19 protein-coding genes and 1 pseudogene are annotated in these 16,274 nt (G+C 70.5%); 2 read left to right on the top strand and 18 right to left on the bottom strand.

Annotated elements, in window-relative coordinates; translation table 11 throughout:
• Positions 1–62: 62 nt before the first annotated feature.
• The 4 genes and pseudogenes from QMK24_RS38360 to QMK24_RS42135 form a co-directional block, all read right to left on the bottom strand.
• Complete coding sequence (locus QMK24_RS38360; RefSeq protein WP_283471525.1) at positions 63–1,238, bottom strand: SPDY domain-containing protein; 1,176 nt, start codon at positions 1,236–1,238, stop codon at positions 63–65.
• Positions 1,239–1,305: 67 nt separating this feature from the next.
• Positions 1,306–2,430, bottom strand: a complete 1,125-nt coding sequence (locus QMK24_RS38365; protein ID WP_283471526.1) for a DnaB-like helicase N-terminal domain-containing protein — start codon at positions 2,428–2,430, stop codon at positions 1,306–1,308.
• Entirely contained in the window at positions 2,430–3,662 is a 1,233-nt protein-coding gene (locus tag QMK24_RS38370) for a DNA cytosine methyltransferase (RefSeq protein ID WP_283471527.1), read from the bottom strand. Before QMK24_RS38370 ends, QMK24_RS38365 begins: the two co-directional genes overlap by 1 nt.
• Positions 3,659–4,009 (bottom strand): annotated as a pseudogene (locus QMK24_RS42135) (hypothetical protein); the annotation flags it as partial. The gene QMK24_RS38370 and the pseudogene QMK24_RS42135, both read right to left, overlap by 4 nt.
• 129 nt (positions 4,010–4,138) lie before the next feature.
• Between QMK24_RS42135 and QMK24_RS38380 the strand changes: the two are divergent.
• On the top strand, positions 4,139–4,660 hold the full coding sequence (locus QMK24_RS38380; RefSeq protein ID WP_443048421.1) for an NUDIX domain-containing protein: 522 nt from the start codon (positions 4,139–4,141) through the stop codon (positions 4,658–4,660).
• Between the two features lie 38 nt (positions 4,661–4,698).
• Here the strand turns inward: QMK24_RS38380 and QMK24_RS38385 are convergent, their stop codons facing one another.
• The 14 genes from QMK24_RS38385 to QMK24_RS38450 all read right to left on the bottom strand — a co-directional run bounded on the left by QMK24_RS38385 (position 4,699) and on the right by QMK24_RS38450 (position 15,724).
• Positions 4,699–5,553: a hypothetical protein gene (locus QMK24_RS38385; protein WP_283471528.1), complete on the bottom strand. Its 855-nt coding sequence runs from the start codon at positions 5,551–5,553 to the stop codon at positions 4,699–4,701.
• Between the two features lie 50 nt (positions 5,554–5,603).
• On the bottom strand, positions 5,604–6,341 hold the full coding sequence (locus tag QMK24_RS38390; protein ID WP_283471529.1) for an SPDY domain-containing protein: 738 nt from the start codon (positions 6,339–6,341) through the stop codon (positions 5,604–5,606).
• The gene (locus tag QMK24_RS38395; protein WP_283471530.1) at positions 6,338–7,060 is read right to left on the bottom strand and encodes a hypothetical protein; all 723 of its coding nucleotides are present in this window, start codon (positions 7,058–7,060) and stop codon (positions 6,338–6,340) included. Before QMK24_RS38395 ends, QMK24_RS38390 begins: the two co-directional genes overlap by 4 nt.
• 260 nt (positions 7,061–7,320) lie before the next feature.
• Complete coding sequence (locus QMK24_RS38400; RefSeq protein ID WP_283471531.1) at positions 7,321–9,108, bottom strand: type IV secretory system conjugative DNA transfer family protein; 1,788 nt, start codon at positions 9,106–9,108, stop codon at positions 7,321–7,323.
• A gap of 96 nt (positions 9,109–9,204) precedes the next feature.
• Positions 9,205–9,786, bottom strand: a complete 582-nt coding sequence (locus QMK24_RS38405) for a hypothetical protein (protein ID WP_269290037.1) — start codon at positions 9,784–9,786, stop codon at positions 9,205–9,207.
• Positions 9,787–9,809: 23 nt separating this feature from the next.
• On the bottom strand, positions 9,810–10,640 hold the full coding sequence (locus QMK24_RS38410) for an SPDY domain-containing protein (RefSeq protein WP_349307957.1): 831 nt from the start codon (positions 10,638–10,640) through the stop codon (positions 9,810–9,812).
• Positions 10,637–10,993, bottom strand: a complete 357-nt coding sequence (locus tag QMK24_RS38415; RefSeq protein WP_283471533.1) for a hypothetical protein — start codon at positions 10,991–10,993, stop codon at positions 10,637–10,639. Before QMK24_RS38415 ends, QMK24_RS38410 begins: the two co-directional genes overlap by 4 nt.
• A 29-nt stretch (positions 10,994–11,022) precedes the next feature.
• A complete protein-coding gene (locus QMK24_RS38420) occupies positions 11,023–11,823 on the bottom strand; it encodes an SPDY domain-containing protein (protein ID WP_269290183.1) in 801 nt (266 codons plus the stop codon).
• Positions 11,820–12,203 (bottom strand): hypothetical protein, encoded by a 384-nt coding sequence (locus QMK24_RS38425; protein ID WP_283471534.1) that lies wholly within the window; start codon positions 12,201–12,203, stop codon positions 11,820–11,822. Before QMK24_RS38425 ends, QMK24_RS38420 begins: the two co-directional genes overlap by 4 nt.
• Positions 12,204–12,446: 243 nt before the next feature.
• Positions 12,447–12,854 carry a hypothetical protein gene (locus QMK24_RS38430; RefSeq protein WP_283471535.1) on the bottom strand — a complete coding sequence of 136 codons (408 nt, stop codon included), beginning with the start codon at positions 12,852–12,854 and terminating at the stop codon, positions 12,447–12,449.
• 52 nt (positions 12,855–12,906) lie between these two features.
• The gene (locus QMK24_RS38435) at positions 12,907–13,665 is read right to left on the bottom strand and encodes a hypothetical protein (protein ID WP_283471536.1); all 759 of its coding nucleotides are present in this window, start codon (positions 13,663–13,665) and stop codon (positions 12,907–12,909) included.
• Between the two features lie 23 nt (positions 13,666–13,688).
• Positions 13,689–14,384, bottom strand: a complete 696-nt coding sequence (locus QMK24_RS38440; protein ID WP_283471537.1) for a hypothetical protein — start codon at positions 14,382–14,384, stop codon at positions 13,689–13,691.
• A 13-nt stretch (positions 14,385–14,397) separates the two neighbouring features.
• Complete coding sequence (locus QMK24_RS38445; protein WP_283471538.1) at positions 14,398–15,240, bottom strand: relaxase/mobilization nuclease; 843 nt, start codon at positions 15,238–15,240, stop codon at positions 14,398–14,400.
• Between the two features lie 46 nt (positions 15,241–15,286).
• Positions 15,287–15,724: a hypothetical protein gene (locus QMK24_RS38450; RefSeq protein ID WP_283471539.1), complete on the bottom strand. Its 438-nt coding sequence runs from the start codon at positions 15,722–15,724 to the stop codon at positions 15,287–15,289.
• A 233-nt stretch (positions 15,725–15,957) separates the two neighbouring features.
• Between QMK24_RS38450 and QMK24_RS38455 the strand changes: the two genes are divergently transcribed.
• Complete coding sequence (locus QMK24_RS38455; protein WP_283471540.1) at positions 15,958–16,179, top strand: hypothetical protein; 222 nt, start codon at positions 15,958–15,960, stop codon at positions 16,177–16,179.
• The last annotated feature ends 95 nt before the right edge of the window (positions 16,180–16,274 follow it).

The following is a 16,274-nucleotide window of genomic DNA, read 5'->3' on the forward strand; positions in this document are numbered from 1 at the left end:
AGGGTGTCACCCCGTTGGCCTGAGCCCGACCGAGGGACAAATAGTCATACCGGACAGGGAGATCAGCTGTCCGCACACGAGGACCTGAACTGTCCGCTCACCCGGATGTCCCACTGTCCGTGGACAAAGGCATCGAACTGGACCCCCGCGTCTGCGGTGGGGGATGTCCAGCGGATCCAGCGTCCGTCGACGGTGTGCTGCCATCCGGCCTCGGCGAGGGGCTGCGTGGCGGCGGTGACGGTCTTTTCGTTCACTGGGGTGCCGACGGCTGTGTCCCAGCCGTCTCCGCCGGCGAGGTGCTCCAGTAGCTGGTGCAGCACGGGGGCGGGGGTGGCACCGGTTGCGGTGAGAATCCACATGCGGTCCGAGACCGGTGTCTCGTATGCAGCGACGGTCCAGGCGGTTTCGTGGGCGGGGGCGTCGTGGATGCGCTCGATGCGCAGGGTCTGGTCTTCGTGGATCGCGTGGGTCGTGTCGTCGGACCAGGTCCGCCACTTCGCCCAGTCGTCATGAGCGGCGAAGAATGCGTCTAGGAGAGCATCGTGGTCGCCGGCATCGGCGGCGTACGCCGGGACGGTTTCCGGTTCTGGTGTGGGCTGAGGTTCGACGCCGGGTATGGCGAAGGGTGTGCGGGCCTGGACGGCGTCGCGCTCGGTGTCGGTCATGGGTGCCGGGCCGGGCCGCATCGTGCCGCCGTGGACGTTTTCGAAGGCGACCAGGGCCTGAGCGGGTGAGTCGAAGGTGTCGGCGACCTGCCGCAGGTGGTTCTCACCGTGGAGGTAGACGCTCTTGCCGCCGCCGCTGAGGTAGGTGCCGACCGCGACGGTGGTGTGGCCGTCCTCGGCATGGGCGTGGATGAGCAGGTGGCCGTGGCGGATGTCGTCGTAGATCGTTTGGGCTTCGTTGGAGACCTCGCGGATCTCGGCACGGGTGCACCAGGGCATCGGGTAGTCGGCCCAGGTCCAGTCTTCGTCCATGGCTTTGCGGAGCTGGGGGGTGATCTCGACGGTGATCCCGTCAGCGGCCAGTTGCTGGGCGGCCTGTTCGGCCCAGTAGGGCTCCTCATGGTCGATGCGGGCCAGAACCAGGGTGTTGGTGGTGACGACGTGCCAGTTGGCGGCCTCCAGGCCCACGTGGGGGATGTGGGCCCGGGAACCGGTCAGGAGGGCGGTCACGGCACTGGGGTGGGTGGGGTGGCTGTCGAGGAGGACGTGCGCGTCCAGGGAGGGGGTCGACACGAAGGCGGCTCTCTTCTGCCGGTCACCGGTACGCAAGGGCCAGGCGTGCTCGGCGGGCGGCGGGGGCTTAGCGGGATATGCGGGCGGGGGGCGGAGCCGTGGTCCGCGGCGGCCCGGCCCGGGATGCCTGCGGGGCCCCGCAGGGCTTGCTGGGGCGGGAATGGCGGGCCGGCGCGGGTGCAGTGGCGTGCTGCCATCGGGTGCGCACGGCGGACAGGCCGGCGAGAGCGCGGCGGCTGCCCACGACGAGTTGGTTCGGCGTGGTGGCCGGATCGTTGGTGAACGCCTCGATGATCTGGCTGGTGTGCTGGGCGGTGGCCAGGAGGGAGCGCTGCAGGACGCGCTCGCCCCAGTGGTCGGGGGAGCCGAGCGGTCCGTTGAGGAGGTCGAGTAGTTCTCGCGGGTCGGCTCCGGCTGCCAGCAGGCGTCGGTGCTGTGCTTCCCACAGCAGCGTCACGGGGTCGACGGGGGTGTCGCGTCGGGTTAGGGCGTTCAGGCACTGCCACAGTCCGGCGTGCAGCGGCTGGGTGAAGTCGCCCGGCGTCAGCCACCGCATCTGCTCGATGATGGTGGGGAGCGCGGTCGCGGTTGCGAGCAGCAACTGTTCCTCGTCGAGGGCCTCCTGGTCGGGGGGCGGGGTCGGCTCAGGAACGTGGGTGCGGGGCAGGGAGCCGGCGTGTGAGGGGAAGCGGGCGGCGATGTCGTCCACCACGGTGGCCAGGGCGTCGGCCTCGTCGAGGGTGGTGATCACGGGCTGCGGCAGTGAGGTGTCCCGGGCGGTGTGTCCGAGGTGTTGGGCGGCGGCGGCCAGACGGCGCCGGGCGTGCTCGGCCTCGATCATCCGCGCGTACGCGGGCGCGTGCCGGGGCCGTGGGCAGACCTGGATGAGGTGGTGCAGGTAGGTGGCGGTCAGGCCGGGCGCTTGCTGGCGGGCGGAGCTGAGCACGGCATCGAGCCACTGCGTGTTCTGCGTGTGGTCGACCGGGTCGGACGCCGGCAGGGAGCTGATCGCGCGGAACACGGCGGCGTGTGCGGCAGCGGAGAACGCCTCGGAGCCGACGCTGGTCACCTCGCCAAGGCGGTGGGGTTCGAGCAGGAGGGCGCCGAGGAGGGCCTGCTCGGCGTGGAATACCGGGGGCGGCGGGGTGGCGGCGTCGAGGTCGTCATGGCCCAGTTCAGGGGTGTGGCGCATCAGGCGGCCAGGGTGAAGTCGTCGGGGTTGAGGAGAACGCCCAGGTGCGGGGCGAGGAGGTGGGCGGCGAGCAGTGGGGGTACGGCGTTGCCGATCTGTGAGAACTGCTGGCCCTTGTTGCCGGCCCAGGGGTGGTCGGCGGGGAAGGTCTGCAGGATGCCGGCCTCGCGGGCGGTGATCCGGATCGGTTCCGGGACGGGAGCCGCCGCAGCGTTCTGGTGTGGGGAGGCGGGTGGCTCGGCGATCCAGGTGCATTCGTTGGCGCGGTGCCCGAAGAACAGCGTCCCGGCGGGCTCGGACAGCGGCCGGATGGTGGCGTTGGTCTGGTTGTTGCTCCGCAGGGACCAGGACCAGACGAGCGCCTCGGCGGGTCCGGGACGGCTCTCGCGCGTCCCGAGCCGAGACGTCCGGGACGGCAGCATGAACCCGTCCGGCCGCGACGTCCAAGTCCCGCGCTCACGCGCATGGGACAGCGCCTTGCGAGACCCGGAGGGAAACGGTTCGGGGCCACCACCGGGCCCACCGCCGGCGCAGACGGTGGGCACGGGCCGGTCGGTGGCGCCCCACCCCAGGGCCTGGGCCATGCTGACCCAGCGGACGCGGCCCGGACCGAACAGCGAGTCGGGCTCGCCGACTTGAGCATGCGTCGGGGCAGGGGGCTGGGCGGTGCGGACCCGGGAGGCGAGCAGGATCGCCCGCCGCCTCGTCTGGGGTACGCCGTAGTCGGCGGCGTTGAGGATGCCCGTCCACACGCTGAATCCCCACGCCCGCAGCACGGCCGCGTACTGCTTCCACAAGGGCAGGACGTCCGGGACTTCCTCCATGGCCACCCACTCGGGCTCGCCGGCGGTGTTCAGGGCGTGGAGGTAGCGCATTGGCTCCGCCGCGAGCAGGGAGCGCTCGTCGCGGCAGCGGGCCACGAGGCGTGCGCGGGTGTCGCGTCCGGCGGCGAGCTGGTCGACGGCCTCGTGCACAAGCGGCTGGTCCAGCAGGCCGAGACGCTTGCCAGCTGTGCTCCATGCCTGGCACGGCGGAGACGCGATCAGCCCGCGGGTCCGGCCGACAAAGGGCCACGTCGGATACCGCGCCACGTCCGTCCGCACGGTCAACAGACCGGCCGCCCGCCGGGTCTTGCTGGCCCACTCGTCCCACTCCAGGCCCACGTCCTGAACCCCGAACACGGTCAGGGCCCTGCTCCAGCCGCCCGGCCCCGCGAAGAGGTCCAGGATCACGTGGCCAGCTCGAAGTCGTCCTGTTCCGGCTCCGTCGCGGATCCGCGGCACGCCCACGGGGAGCACCGGTCAGCGACTCCCTGCTCCAGTTCGCCCGCGTCCGTATCGGTGTCGCCGGATAGCTGCGGGAGAGCTGCCTGTTCGGTGGCGGTGACGTGGTCGATGGGGGCCTGGTCGAGCGGCACGCGGGAACGGTGGAGGAATGCTTGCCCCAGGAGCCGGTTGCCGGTCGCGTTGGCGCGGGCGTTGCCCTGGCGGATCGCGGCGTCGAACGCGACGACGTCCGCCCACTCCGACGCAGAGGTGTTCCGGATGGTTCTCCACTGCGCGTTGCCGTGGAAGGGGCAAGTTATTGAGAATGGGGACAGGGTCGTGACCTTTCGTTCGGTGGGATGAGGGTGGTCCGAGGGCCGTTGACTGCGTGAGCGTCCGGGCAGTCCGGGAGGGTGTCAGTGGGTTCTGCGACCGTGTGCGTCGTGGATGAACTCGTGGAACGCGTTGACGCTCAGGACCGTGTGCTGGGGGTAGCCAGTCGGTGGGAGGCCGTTCGGGAGGGCTGGCTGCACCGAGTTGCTTCGGTGGTGTGCCGTGATGGGCAAGGCCGCTATCTCGTCCATCGGCGTGCCGAGCAGCTGACCCGTTTCCCAGGTCATTACGAACTCGGGGTCGGGGGCGCTGCAGGAGTCGGCGAGTCCTATGAGCAGGCAGCTGCCCGCGAGCTCAGTGAGGAGCTGGGAACGCCGGCGACAGTGTGCCTTCGGTTCACGTTCCTCAACCGGGTCGGGCTCAGCCCTCACTGGCTTGGGGTGTGCGATGCCGTGCTTCCGGAGGTCGTCGCCCCCGATCCGGGTGAGGTGGCCTGGCACGGGTGGCTGGCCGAGTCCGAGCTGCGGCGGACTCTGCAGCAGTGGACCTTCACTCCTGATAGCCAGGAGATTTTCGATCGGTATCTCGCTTGTCGTGCTGACCCGGCGCCTTCGCAGAAACGGTGTTCATGAGCTGAGTCAGAGGGACGAAGGCGCTGGTCGTTCCGAGGTCAGCGGGCTCGGCTCGGTGCCGGCTTGGCCGGCGCCGGGTGTAATGCGCCCTTGGTGGTCAGTGGGGCGGGCCGGGGCCAGCTCAGGAGGGCAGCGAGTGCGGCGACGCCCGCGGGGGACAGGCGGATCCGTGACTGGTGTGCGGCGTCGCGGTGGGCAGGAGGCAGCATCTCGTGCTGGAGGAGGTGCTTGGCCTGCAGAGATCGAAGGGTGCTGATGGGGATGCGGGTGCTGCGGATGCTGGCGGACTGCTTGCCGAACAGGTCCGTCGCCAGGACATGCCCACTCGCGGCAGCGCGCAGGGCGGTGTACTGGGCGAGTGACAGGCGGATCTCCTGCGGGTGAGGTTCGGCCGCCTTCTGGCGGTGTGACTCGCGCGCGATATGTTCGGCGGCCTCGACGACGGCTTCGGGTGCCAGGGCGGTCAGCTCGCGAGCCAGCTGGATCCGGCGGAACGCCGCGCGGAGCGGCTCCGGATGAGCCGCGAGCTGGTCCGGGCTCCCGGCGCCCTGCTCGCGGGCCGCACGCATGAGGTCCACTGCGTCCAGGAGGTGGTCGGCTGCCTCGGTGGTGAGGTAGGCGAGCTGCTTGAGGCGCACCAGCGCGTCCTGCACCTGGTGGGTGTGGTGCAGCGGCTGCCGCTTGATGACGGCGATGGCGGTAAGGGGCTCGCGGGCGAGGCATTGGGTGAAGGCGACGTGTTGCAGCACGTTGCTGGTTGCTGATGGGCCGGTCGCGGTCAGGGCAGTAAGGGCGTCGTTGTGCCGGGAGAAGTCGCCGGCGAGCTCCAGGAGCTGCTCGGGCGCAGTGGGCGGGGGCGCGGCGTGCTGCCCGTCGCGGGACGGTGTGGTCATGGTGCGGGGGAGTCCTCCGGTGTGGTGATCGTGGTCGCGGGCCGGGTGGTTCAGCGGCGGTGGGCGTGATGAGCGCGGCCCGCTTGGGCGGCGGCGTGGTGGACCTGCGGGTTGACGGTGGCGCCGCGGACGGGGGTGATCAGCGCGTCGTCGAGGTCCCGGACGAGGTACGGGATGTCGCCGTACCGGCGCTCGACGGGGAGGGTGGAGGCGAGGTGGGCGAAGAACTGCGCGATGAGGCGATCGGGGGTGTCCTGGGTGAAGGTCGCGTTCCAGTGGGTGTCGAACCCGTCGTAGACGCCGTGCGCGGCGCTCCAGGCGGCGTCGCTGTCGGCGTCGCGGCGCAGGGTGCACTGTCCGTCGGGCGAGGTGAACGCCTCACCATGCGGCGACGCGGCCCAACCGTTCAGGTGTGCGATGTCGGCGAGGCTGCTGGTGCTGAGGGGAATGCGATCGGCGTGGCGGTGGTCACCGAGCAGCTGCGGCAGGACCTGGGTGACGGCCGCGATCGCCTCGATGGGGGTTTGTCGGGTGAACCGCGCTTCCCAGTACGGCTGGTGGTGGGCGATGGTCCACCAGATGCCGTCCACCCGGGTGGGCTCGAAGTCGACCGTCAGGCTGTGGTCCGGGCTGTCGAGGGCGACGTGCCCGCGGGTGGGGTCGTGCCCGGTGGGCCACCCGAAGAGGTGAACCAGGGGGCCGATGGCGTCGGCGAGGCGGTCCAGGCCAGCGCCGGCGAGGTGGCGCGGGGAGATAAGGACGCGGTCGTCCTCCAGGAATTCGCTCACCGGCGCGCCCCGAGGGTGGACGCTGCTGTCGGCGGCGCCGGGACAGCGGCGCTGGGGAGGGTGGCCGTGATCCGGCAGTGGGCCAGGGCGCGGTGGCCTTGCGCCGTGACGCTGACGTTCTGCCCCTGATAGAGCGGGGCAGAGGTGTCCACGTGGATCAGGCCCCGCCTGGCCAGCGCCGCGAAAGTGGCCAGACCCACCCGGCTGCCGTCCGGGACGTAGACACGAGGAGTGGCGTAGTTGTTCGCTGCCCGCAGGCGCGCCCCGCCCGTCGCCAGCGCGGTCAGCGCCTGCTGCTGGGTGGGGCTCACTTTCTGCGGCGGCGCGGGCTGGGTGTTCTGCGCGGTGGATGCCAGGTCCCGGTCGAACCCGCTGGCCACGTATCGGCAGGCCGTCGCGCACAACTCCAGCTGCTGGGTTGCGTTATGCAGGTGGTCGGCCATGACTGGCAGGGCGTGGGCGTGTCGGGCCTGGCGGATGCCCTCCTCATTATCGGCCGGCTCGCCGAAGGAAGCACCGTCGAGGGGGCTGGCGGCCAGCGCGTGCGCTAGGTCGATGCCGGCCAGGGATACGGATGAGACGACGCTGCAGAGGGCGTCCAGGGAGGCCCTGCTGCCGGGGACGGCGGTGTACTGGCTGCCGTCGAGTGCGGACAGTTGCAGGATCGACTTGCCGACCAGGTCATGGGTTTTGGAGATCAACGGTGCGATACGGCGCACGGCGTCGGGGCCGGGTGTGAACGTGAGGTCGCGGATTTGGATGCGAAGGGCCTCGAAAGCGCAGGCGAGGTGGCGCAGGCGCTCGCGCTGGCTGGGGAGGTCGATTTCTTTCGTGGGCAGAGAGGGCTCCGGAGGCGGGTCGTCGGGTCAACGGTCATGCGGCGGCCGTAGGCATGCCGGCGGGACGGTAGCCAGCGGTCGACGGCGCAATCCGCTTGGTGGAGTTGCATTCGGGGAGGCACGCGACCCAGGGGGTGCGCTCACACGGCCTTGTCGAAGTCGGATTGCTGCGGTGCGTACTTCGCGATGGCGCGGGTGGTGATGGCCTTCGACGCGCGGGCGGAGGCAGCGGACAGCTCGTCGGCACCGGACTCCAGGTACCACGGGCGCAGGTCGAGCATGGCGGCACGCATTCCGGTGGCGAAGCAGAGCGCCGTGCCCTTGGGCAGGGCGCGAATCGCGTCGGCGGGCAGGATCCGTTCCTGCCGCATGCTCACCGAGGTCGACTTTCCGGATTCGGAGTGCGAGGTGGACGTGGTTTCCACGTCGTGGTCGCCGATCAGCCGGGACAGTTTGTCGGCGAAGTCGGGGTCGTCGATACCGGCGCCGATGACCTTCACGGTCGAGGCACTCCACATCGCGTCCATGCCGGCGTCGCCCCAGACTTTCTGGCCCTGGCGGTAGGACTGCAGGATCGTGATGGGGATGATCCCGCGGCTGCCGAGGTGGGAGTACAGGTCCGGCAAGTCGCTGATCTTGCAGACGTTGGCGGCCTCGTCGAGGATCGCCAGCATCGGCGGGTCGAGGCGTCCACCGGCACGCTCGGCCTGGGCGGTGGCCGCCCGCATGACCGAATCCGCGCATGCGGCGATGAGAGCGCTTGCTCCGCCGCCGCCGTCCTTGCTGAGCAGGAACAGGGTGTCGGTGGAGGTGACGAACTGCGCGGGCCGGAACTCGGGGATGTCCTTTTGCGGTGTTACCCAGGCCGCGATCTCGGTGTTGAGCAGGGCGGCGGCGTACTGGCGGGCGGTCTCGTAGATCCCGTCTCTCGTCTCCGGCGGCCCTTCAACGGTTCCCTTGAGCTGGGCGGCGACGGCGGCGAAATCATGGTCGCGGAGGATGTCGAGCGGGGTGCGGTCGGCCGGGAAGGCGAGCCACTGCATGATGTCGGTGATCGGCCGCTCGTCGAGGGCGGCGGCCAGGAGCAGCTGGCTCAGGATGTTGCTGCCTGCCTTGGACCAGAAGTCGCCCTGCGCGCTGGCGTCGACGCTCGCGGCGAGGAAGTGGCCGGCCAACCGGCCGGCACCGTCGAGGGTCTTCGCGCTGGCGAGGGGGTTCCACCACATCTCGCGAGCCGCGTGGGCGATCTGCTGTGGGTCCATCGTCCACACCCGGCCGACCTGCGTGCGGGCGTCGTAGGCGGCGGTGAAGGCGTCACCGGCGGCCTTGTTCGAGGTCAGCAGGACCGGGCCGGGTGCGGCGAGCATGGAGGGGATGGCCAGCGAGGTCGTCTTGCCGGACCGGGGGGCCATGATCGCGACAGCGACGTCCTCGAAGCCCATCCGCACCTCGTGGCGGCTGCCTTGGAGGTTGCCGAGCAGGATGCCGGTGTCCTTCGGGTCGATGCGCTTGGTGTCTTTCAGGCTCGGGCGCAGGGAACGGGCCTTGTCGGTGATCGCCTTGGCCAGCAGCGGCTCGATGTCCCGGGCCTTGGCCATGTCGGTGATCTTCTTCCGGCCGCCGCTGCCGTTCTTGCGCCGGGCCCACATGACGCCGGCCGCTGCCCCCAGGGCCAGGAGGAGGAGTACGGGAACGATGCGGGTGCCGATCAGAAGGGACGTTTCTCCTGCCTGTGGCCAGAGCTGTTCGGGGTGCAGCAGGGCGGTGGTCGGCTGGTACGGCGCCCAGCTGGTTCCGGTGACGTAGGCGGTGGCGTTGCCGCCCAGCCAGGCGAGGTGGGACAGGGGGACGACGATGGCGAGCACCCCAAGCAAGAGGCGCAGAACGAGGTCGTAACCGTCGGTGGAGCTGTTGGACGAGGGCGGCAAAGGGCTCCAAACTTCCGGGCGGGGCAGGGGTAGCAGCGGCTGCCGCTGTGATTGAGGGGCGGCTGTCGCGGGCAGTTCAGAGGTCGTGCGGGTGCGTCACCGGCGCTTCCCCGGGCCCTTGGCGTGCGGGGTGGAGGTCACCGGCCCCTGGAGGGGAGTGCCGGTAGGAGGCGCCGCCTGGGCCTGCCGGAACAGCACATCGGCGGCAATGAGCGCAGGGCCGAACGAAGTCCACTGGTTGAGGTGGTGCCAGGCTTCGGCGTTCCGCTCGGCCAGCGCCTCGGCGTCAAACGCCGGATTGCTGGGCATGGCGCCATGGCGGGCCGGCCCTTCGACGTGCAGGGCGTGGAGGCGGTACATGCTGGTGTGCAGTTCGCGGATCTGCCCGGTCAGCCCGACGGCATCGGCAGGAGGCAGCTGGGCGAGCTGCTGTTCGGCGGTGTCGAGCATGTCGTCGGCGACGTAGAGCACGCGGGCGAAGGAGTTCCACGTGTCGGCGTCACGTTGGCGCTGGCGCAGCCCGTACGCGGTCTCGTCCAGGGGCTCGTACGTTTCGGGGTCGGAGTGATGGTCGGAGTAGGCGTCCCAGTCGGCCAGGATCTGCCGGCTCTCGCGCAAGTAGTGGGCGAGCTGGCGCATGCGCAGTTCATGGACCCAGTGGGTGGGGTGGGTGGTCATGGCGGGCTTTCCGTTCGGGGCGGTCACCGGCTTCGCACCGCGGGCGCTGCGGTGGACCGGGCGGCGAGCGCGGCGCTTTGACGCCGGCGGGCGGCCCGGGTCTGCGCCCGAGTCGTCGCCAGGCGGTTGGCGTGGGCATCGACGACCTGTTGCGGTGTGAGAGCACTGCGCTCTTGGGCGGCCCCGTGGCCGGTCCGGTCGAACATGCCGCGCTGCAGCGGAGCGGGATCCGCGAGCGCCGCGACGCACGCGGTCACGAGGTGTTCGGGGGTATGACCGTCGAACCAGGCGTGCCACAGGCGGGGACCGTTGACGAAGACCTCAGGCTGGTCATGGACCTCGATGTGCCAGGACACACGCTCCGGTTCACGCCAGGGCACGGTGCCCCGGCCGCTCTCCGGTCGGCGCTCCACCGTGCACCCCGGTGGGTCGGAGGCGGCGGACCCGCGGCCGTCGATGAGCCAACCGGCGCCTTCCAACACGGACAGCGGTCTGCTCGGCTCGGCGCGTGCGGGAGCGACGAGGGCGTCGGTGATGCCGGCGAGGACTTCGGCGGGGACGAGTTCGCCGAACTCGGCGAACCAACCTGGCTCGGAGCCGGCGGGCTCAGCCCGCAGCCGCCACCACGCGGAGGTGGCGGACTGCGGGTTGAACTGGAGGGTGTGCCGAAGGTCGGGACTGCGCAGGACGATCTCGGCGCTTAGCGGGTCGGAGGTGGGGGTCCAGCCGGCGGCGGCCAGGCCGTGGGTGACGTGGCGGGCGTCTCCGGGGCCGGCGAGGTGGCGGGGGCTGGTGTCGAACGGGATCTGCCAGGCGTGCGTGGAGGCGAAGGTGGCGAGCTGCCGTGCACTCACCGGCAAGCGCAGCACCCCGGTTTCGTCGCCCGAGCCTGGTCGAACAGGAGCCGCAGATCGTCCAGGGCGTAGTGCAGGGTGTGCTGGTCGGTCTGCTCCCACGCGGCGTCCCGCAGCTCCGCGATCAACTCGCGGGCCCCGGCCGGCCACGGGGCATCGAGGTGACCCGCTACGGTGCGGGCGAAGGCGCGCAGGATGTCGGCGAGCTGGATGGGCAGGCCGGTGTACTCGTCGAGCAGCGGCTCGACGAGCGCGAACGCCGTTTCGGGGTCAGGCTCGTCGCGCAGATACTCGGTGAGGTGGGTCAGGGTCTCGGTCGCGCTTCGGATGGTGTCCGGGGTGAGTGCGGGCATAGGGCTCCTCGGAAGTTGTGAGTGCTGGGTCAGCGGCGAGTTCGGGTTCCGCCGGCGTGCGCGTGGGGGCGAGCCGTGGTGCGGGGCCGGTTACCTCGGGCGGTGTTGCGGGCCCAAGTGGCGGCGCGGGCGGCGGCGATCCGGGACTGCTGCCAGGCGCTGAGCTGGGAGGGCAGGACGGAGACGGACGTGGTGCGGATCTGGGTGCTCTGGGGGACTCGGCCGAGCGGGCGCATCACCGGCTCAGGGCTGGAAAGCGCGGTCGAGAAGGCTTGCACCAGATGCATCGGGGTGCTGGCGGTGAACTGGGCGGACCACCCGTTGCCTTGGCCGTCCTTCGCCTCAGCCCACCACATGGGCTGGCCGCCAGGGACCTCGTGGTACTGCAGTCGGGCGCTGCCGTCAGGACTGGTGGCGGTGTAGTGCCCACCCTCGGGACCCGTCTGCCAGTCCTGCTCCTGCAAGGGCGCCCACGCGTTGGGAGCATGCGCAGAGCGGGGAGCAGAGAGAGCGTCGGTGAGACCAGCGACGATCTCCACCGGTGTTTGCCGCCCAAGGACCGCCCACCACTCCTCCTGTTGGCCGATCGCCCTGCCGTGGATCGTCCACCCACCGGGCAGGACGTAGGGGTCGTAGGAGATACGGACAGCTCGCTCCGGGCTCTCCATGACAAGAGGGCCGCCTGTCTTGGACTTGTCCCGCCATCCCGAGGCGCGCAGGAACTCGGAGACGTGCCGCAGGTCACCGCCGCCGGCAAGCGCGCGGGGCTCGATGAGGTAGTGCTGCTGGGCCTGCTCGCCCGGCCCTCGGCTCGTCGGCTTCCGGCTCATCGGTGCCGCCGGACAACGAGCGATGCAGGGGCCGGCGGCTTGCCCGCGCCGCTGGCGGGCTGTGTGGAGACGTGCCGGAGAGCGTCCCGGTATTCCTCCAGGTCTGCGCCCGTGTTAGCGAGGTCTGTCGCGGCCCGGCCCAGGGCAAGCCACACCTCGGCCGGTAGTGCGCCGCGCTCGGCTTGGTCCTTGGCGAAGACGCTGCCGGTGTAGATCAGGTGGGTGACGCCACCGAGTAGGCCGTGGTCGGGGTCGAGGATCCGCGCGATGACCTGTGTGGCCTCGTGCGCGGGCAGGTGGGTGAGGTGCTTGGCGAGCTGGTCGAGCTGGCGGCTGATCTCGTCAGCGAGCCTCACCGGGTACGGGGTGGGATGGGACATGCTCCTCCAGAGCGGGGCGGTCAGTGTCTGGGCGGGGTGCTATCCGCTGGGATTCGGGGAGAACGGCCTGCGGGCCGGTGGGGATGCATGCGTGCAGGTACCGGCGGAATAGAGCGGTCGCCAGGCGGGGCTTGCGGCTGTGGGTGATCGGCGGTGGCATGCGGGGTGTTAAGGGTTTCTCCGATGGTTCGGACGGTGCGGGCCGGGCGGCTCCGGTGGGGTGCCGGGACCGCCCGGCCCGCTTCACGGGGTGCGCGGGGACGGTGCGGGGCGCTTGGGGGCGGCGACTGGTGCGGGGTATCGCGCCGCGGGATCGGGTTTGCTGGCGCGGACCTCGTTCACGGCCTGTTGGTAGGCGTCCTCATCGAAGACGTCGGGGGCGCAGTTGACCTTGTACCCGGCCAAGATGAGGGCGGGGATCGCGCGGGTGGCCAGGCGCTTCTGCCCATCAGCGTCGAGGTGTTCGGGCGTAACATGCCAGGTGTAGACGGGCCCGGCGGTGCGGATATCCTGGCGCTCCAGACCGAGTTGGTCCAGTAGGTCGTGGAGCCGTGCCGGTGCGTCGGTGGGGGTGTCGGCGTGGATGGTGGTGCTCGGGGCCCTGAAGTAGATCTCGACGTCGGTGCCGTACTCGTCGGCCAGATTGGCCATGGAGGTCCCTCCAGTTCAGCCGCAGTAGGGGCGTGAGGTCAGCTGCTGTGTGTCAGCGAGCCGGGTGGGCCGGGGCACGGGTCACAGCGGGGGCCGGTGGCAGGGCGGCCGGTGTGACCGTGGGTGCGGTCCGGCCGGCGGGGTGCTGCAGGCCGGTGCCGATGCCGTGCGCGTCGAGCTGCGCGCCCAGTTCACGGACGGCGCGGGCCTGCGCGGTGGTGTCGTCTCCACTGAGCCGGTGGATGCCGGTCTGCGGGTCCTGGACGAAGCCGTTGGCCACCAGGACGGCGGCAGCCGCCTCTCCGATGGGTGCGGCGGCGAGGCTGCCGTCCGGCTGCCAAGTCAGGACGACCCGCTCGGGCTGGGACGGCTGGATGCCGCCGATGGCGTTGTGTCGGACCTGGGCGAGCGCGGTGTCGTAGCGGGCGAGAAGGTCGCCCGCTACGGTCTCGGCAGCCTGGAAGGGGTCGTCGACCAGAGCGGTGCCGTTGGGTTCGGCGACTGCGCGGTACGCCTCGTCGGGAAGGCTATGAGGGGCGACGGCGGCGATGAGGAACCCGTCGCGCTCGTCGTGCCGGTCCAGGACGATGAGCTGGGCGCCGTCCGGGCGGCTCAGGACAGCCGCATGCTGGAGCGGGATTTCGGCGAGGGTCGCGGCGACGAGGTTCAGGTCCCAGACCCGCTCGGCCAGTTCGGCGAGGTCGTCCTTGTCCGCGGACGGAAGGTACGTGCTGGTCCAGGCGCCGGGGAGTTCACCGGCGAGGATGTCGGCGTACGAAGCAAGGCGCTCGGAGTTTTCGTGATCGTGCATGGTGTCCTTGGGTGTGGTGGAGGTCAGCGGCGGAGCCCGGTGGCCACCGGTGGCGGCGGGGCGGGAGCTATCCGCGGCGGGGGTGGGCAGGCGCAGACGGCGGATCGCTCGCGTTCGGTGGCGGGAACCTGTTGGGCGCAGGGGCTGCGGTCGGGGTGCGGGGCGTGCCGGTCGGCGAGGGCGTTGCGGGTATCGGCCAGGTCTGCGCCGATGATGGGCAGGCGCTCCGTGGCGAGGTAGTGAAGCCGTTGGGCGATGTGCGGGTCGGCTGCTTCGCCGAGGCCGTCGTGGAACTCGGCGGTGGCGGTCAGGACCTCGGCCAGGGCGGCGAGGATGCCGTCATGGGCGGCGGTCAGCTCGGTGAGAGCGTCGGCTGCCTCGTCGGTGGTGGTGGCCCGGCGGATCCGCTCGGCGAGGTGGGCGACGGATGCGCCCAGCGGCAGGTAACTGGCCGGCCGTGCTTCGGTGTGGAAGTCCTCGTCGCAGTTGACGTGGTATCCCGCGGATCGCAGCCGGGCGACGGCTTGGGTGGCGAGGCGGGATTCCTCGTCCTGGTCGAGACCGGTGGGGGTGCGGTGGTATGTCTCGTGGACACGGACGATGGGCACGAAACCGGCACGCTGCAGAACGCTGTGGGCCTCTGCGTCTCCGCCGCGGGCGAGGACCTCGTCGGAGTGCGGATCGCGCCGGATGACCAGAATGCGGTCGGCTAGAGGCAAAGAATCGTTTCTCCTACGGCGATCGATGGGCGGCCCGGTGAGCAGCGGGCGGTGCGGCGGCTACACGGGGGCGGCTCAGGTCACTCAGGTGGGCTGCGGCGCCGTCCAGCTCGTGCTGGATGGCGTGAAGGCGGCGGGCGATCAGCTCCAGGCGGTGGGCCGTACCGGCCCCGGCTGTGCCGGGTTGTCGTGCGATGCGGTGAGCGGTGTGCTCAACGAGCCCTCGAACCGTGGCGAGCGGCCCGGACTGCTCGTCGGCGAGCTGCGCCAGGAGAGCCGCGAGCTGCGTGGACGCCGTGGGAACGGCCGACGGCCGACGAGCATTTGGGGCGGGGATGAGGCGCAGGTCCTGCTCGATGCGGCGGGACTCCTCCGCCAGCTGCCGGTGGGCATCGGCAGGCGGGGCGTGCCATTCGCCGTCGAGGCGGATGAGGTTGGCGATCAAGTCGAGGCGGCCGGGTTGAGCTTGGGCGGCGATCCACCGGCAGCCGTTCTCGTCACCGGGGACTTCGATGCCGGCGGTGCGGGCGAGCCGGTGGGCGGCCTCGGCCCATTCGGGGCCGGTCAGCACCCGGTCATCGGGGTGGAGGCGGATATCGAGGTGGAAGATCGCCCGCCGGTCGTCGTTCGGGCTGGCAGCGAACGGGTGCTCCAGCAGCGGATCTTCAAGGTGCTCGGCCCATTGGGCGGACGTCCAGATCTTCTGCTCGTCATCCAGGGTGTAGGAGTCCAGGCCCGGCCAATGGGCGACGACGGTGTACTCGGTCAGCCCGTCGTCCGGTGACACCGGGCGCCCCAGCGCCTCACTGAGCGGATCGTGCGGAGTATGGGTGCGCTCGTTGATGTGGGGGATCACCTCGGTGTGCCTCCGAGGGCGCTGTCCGGGCGTTGGATGGGGAGAATCATCGGCCGCTCTGGATGTCGGCGATGTGCACGAGCTGGCCGAGGGCGGTGATGGTGTACCAACCGCAGTTGGTGACGGTGTTGGGGTCGGTGAACTTGGGCAGCAGGTAGTCCTCCATGGCCCGCAGGTGGATCAGGCAGTCGGGGCAGCGCCGCGACAGGTGCACGAGGTAGCGGGGGTGGGCGGTGAGGAAGGTCTGCTCGCCGCCCTGGGGATTGCGCAGCCGCCAGCCGTCCTCGTCAGTCGGGGCGTGCCAGGACGGGGCGACCACGCGCATGGCATCTCCCCACAGCTCGCCTGCGGCGACCCCCTTGATGACGACGATCTGATCGCCGGGCTGGAAGTGGGCGTGGGTGATGTCCCGCCCGGGAGTGAAGGGGTCGCGGGTCGGCACGAAGGCTGGGGTTGGCGGCGGCGTCCAGGACGGCGGGATCATGAAGGTCCTTCCACACGGAGCGGGTAACGGCGGGAGGATCAATGGTCCGCAGGAACGCCGGTTTGGCTAACCGGCGATGCCCGGCTATGTTCCGTTCGCTCACCAGGATTTGGCTCCGAGGCGCGGATGCTGCGCGGCTCACCTGAGCGTTCGGCAACCGGCAATAGGCAACGCAGTGGGTCTGGGGGCGAACGCTCGTAGCGATGTCAGTACCGGAAGGTAGCGTTCCGTTCATGACTATGGATACCGCTCCTGCCGTGGACTGGACCAGCCTGGGCCAGTCCTTCGCTGACGCCTACTCGGAACTCGATGCAAACGACTACTTGGGCACCCTCGACACCGAAATACAGGAGGACTTGCCCGAGCCGGCGGTGGTGGACGCCGAAGAGCCGGATGGAACGGACAAGCTTCGCCAGGTATGGCGGGTCTTCGAATTTAACCGGGCAATCGCGTAGGCGGCACGCACGGTTGTGACGTTGCGTGACGGCGTGGTGGTTCCGGTGCCCTGGACGCAAGGGGCCCGCAGGCGTTCGTGATCATGGTTGTTCTC

The sequence above is a fragment of the Streptomyces sp. PH10-H1 genome, from assembly GCF_030063355.1.
Lineage (GTDB): Bacteria > Actinomycetota > Actinomycetes > Streptomycetales > Streptomycetaceae > Actinacidiphila.

Coding starts and splice junctions, on each gene's coding strand:
- QMK24_RS38365 (WP_283471526.1), bottom strand. CDS start 2,430: ATGCGCCACACCCCTGAACTGGGCCATGACGACCTCGACGCCGCCACC.
- QMK24_RS38385 (WP_283471528.1), bottom strand. CDS start 5,553: ATGACCACACCGTCCCGCGACGGGCAGCACGCCGCGCCCCCGCCCACT.
- QMK24_RS38405 (WP_269290037.1), bottom strand. CDS start 9,786: ATGACCACCCACCCCACCCACTGGGTCCATGAACTGCGCATGCGCCAG.
- QMK24_RS38415 (WP_283471533.1), bottom strand. CDS start 10,993: ATGCCCGCACTCACCCCGGACACCATCCGAAGCGCGACCGAGACCCTG.
- QMK24_RS38420 (WP_269290183.1), bottom strand. CDS start 11,823: ATGAGCCGGAAGCCGACGAGCCGAGGGCCGGGCGAGCAGGCCCAGCAG.
- QMK24_RS38425 (WP_283471534.1), bottom strand. CDS start 12,203: ATGTCCCATCCCACCCCGTACCCGGTGAGGCTCGCTGACGAGATCAGC.
- QMK24_RS38430 (WP_283471535.1), bottom strand. CDS start 12,854: ATGGCCAATCTGGCCGACGAGTACGGCACCGACGTCGAGATCTACTTC.
- QMK24_RS38435 (WP_283471536.1), bottom strand. CDS start 13,665: ATGCACGATCACGAAAACTCCGAGCGCCTTGCTTCGTACGCCGACATC.
- QMK24_RS38450 (WP_283471539.1), bottom strand. CDS start 15,724: ATGATCCCGCCGTCCTGGACGCCGCCGCCAACCCCAGCCTTCGTGCCG.
- QMK24_RS38455 (WP_283471540.1), top strand. CDS start 15,958: ATGACTATGGATACCGCTCCTGCCGTGGACTGGACCAGCCTGGGCCAG.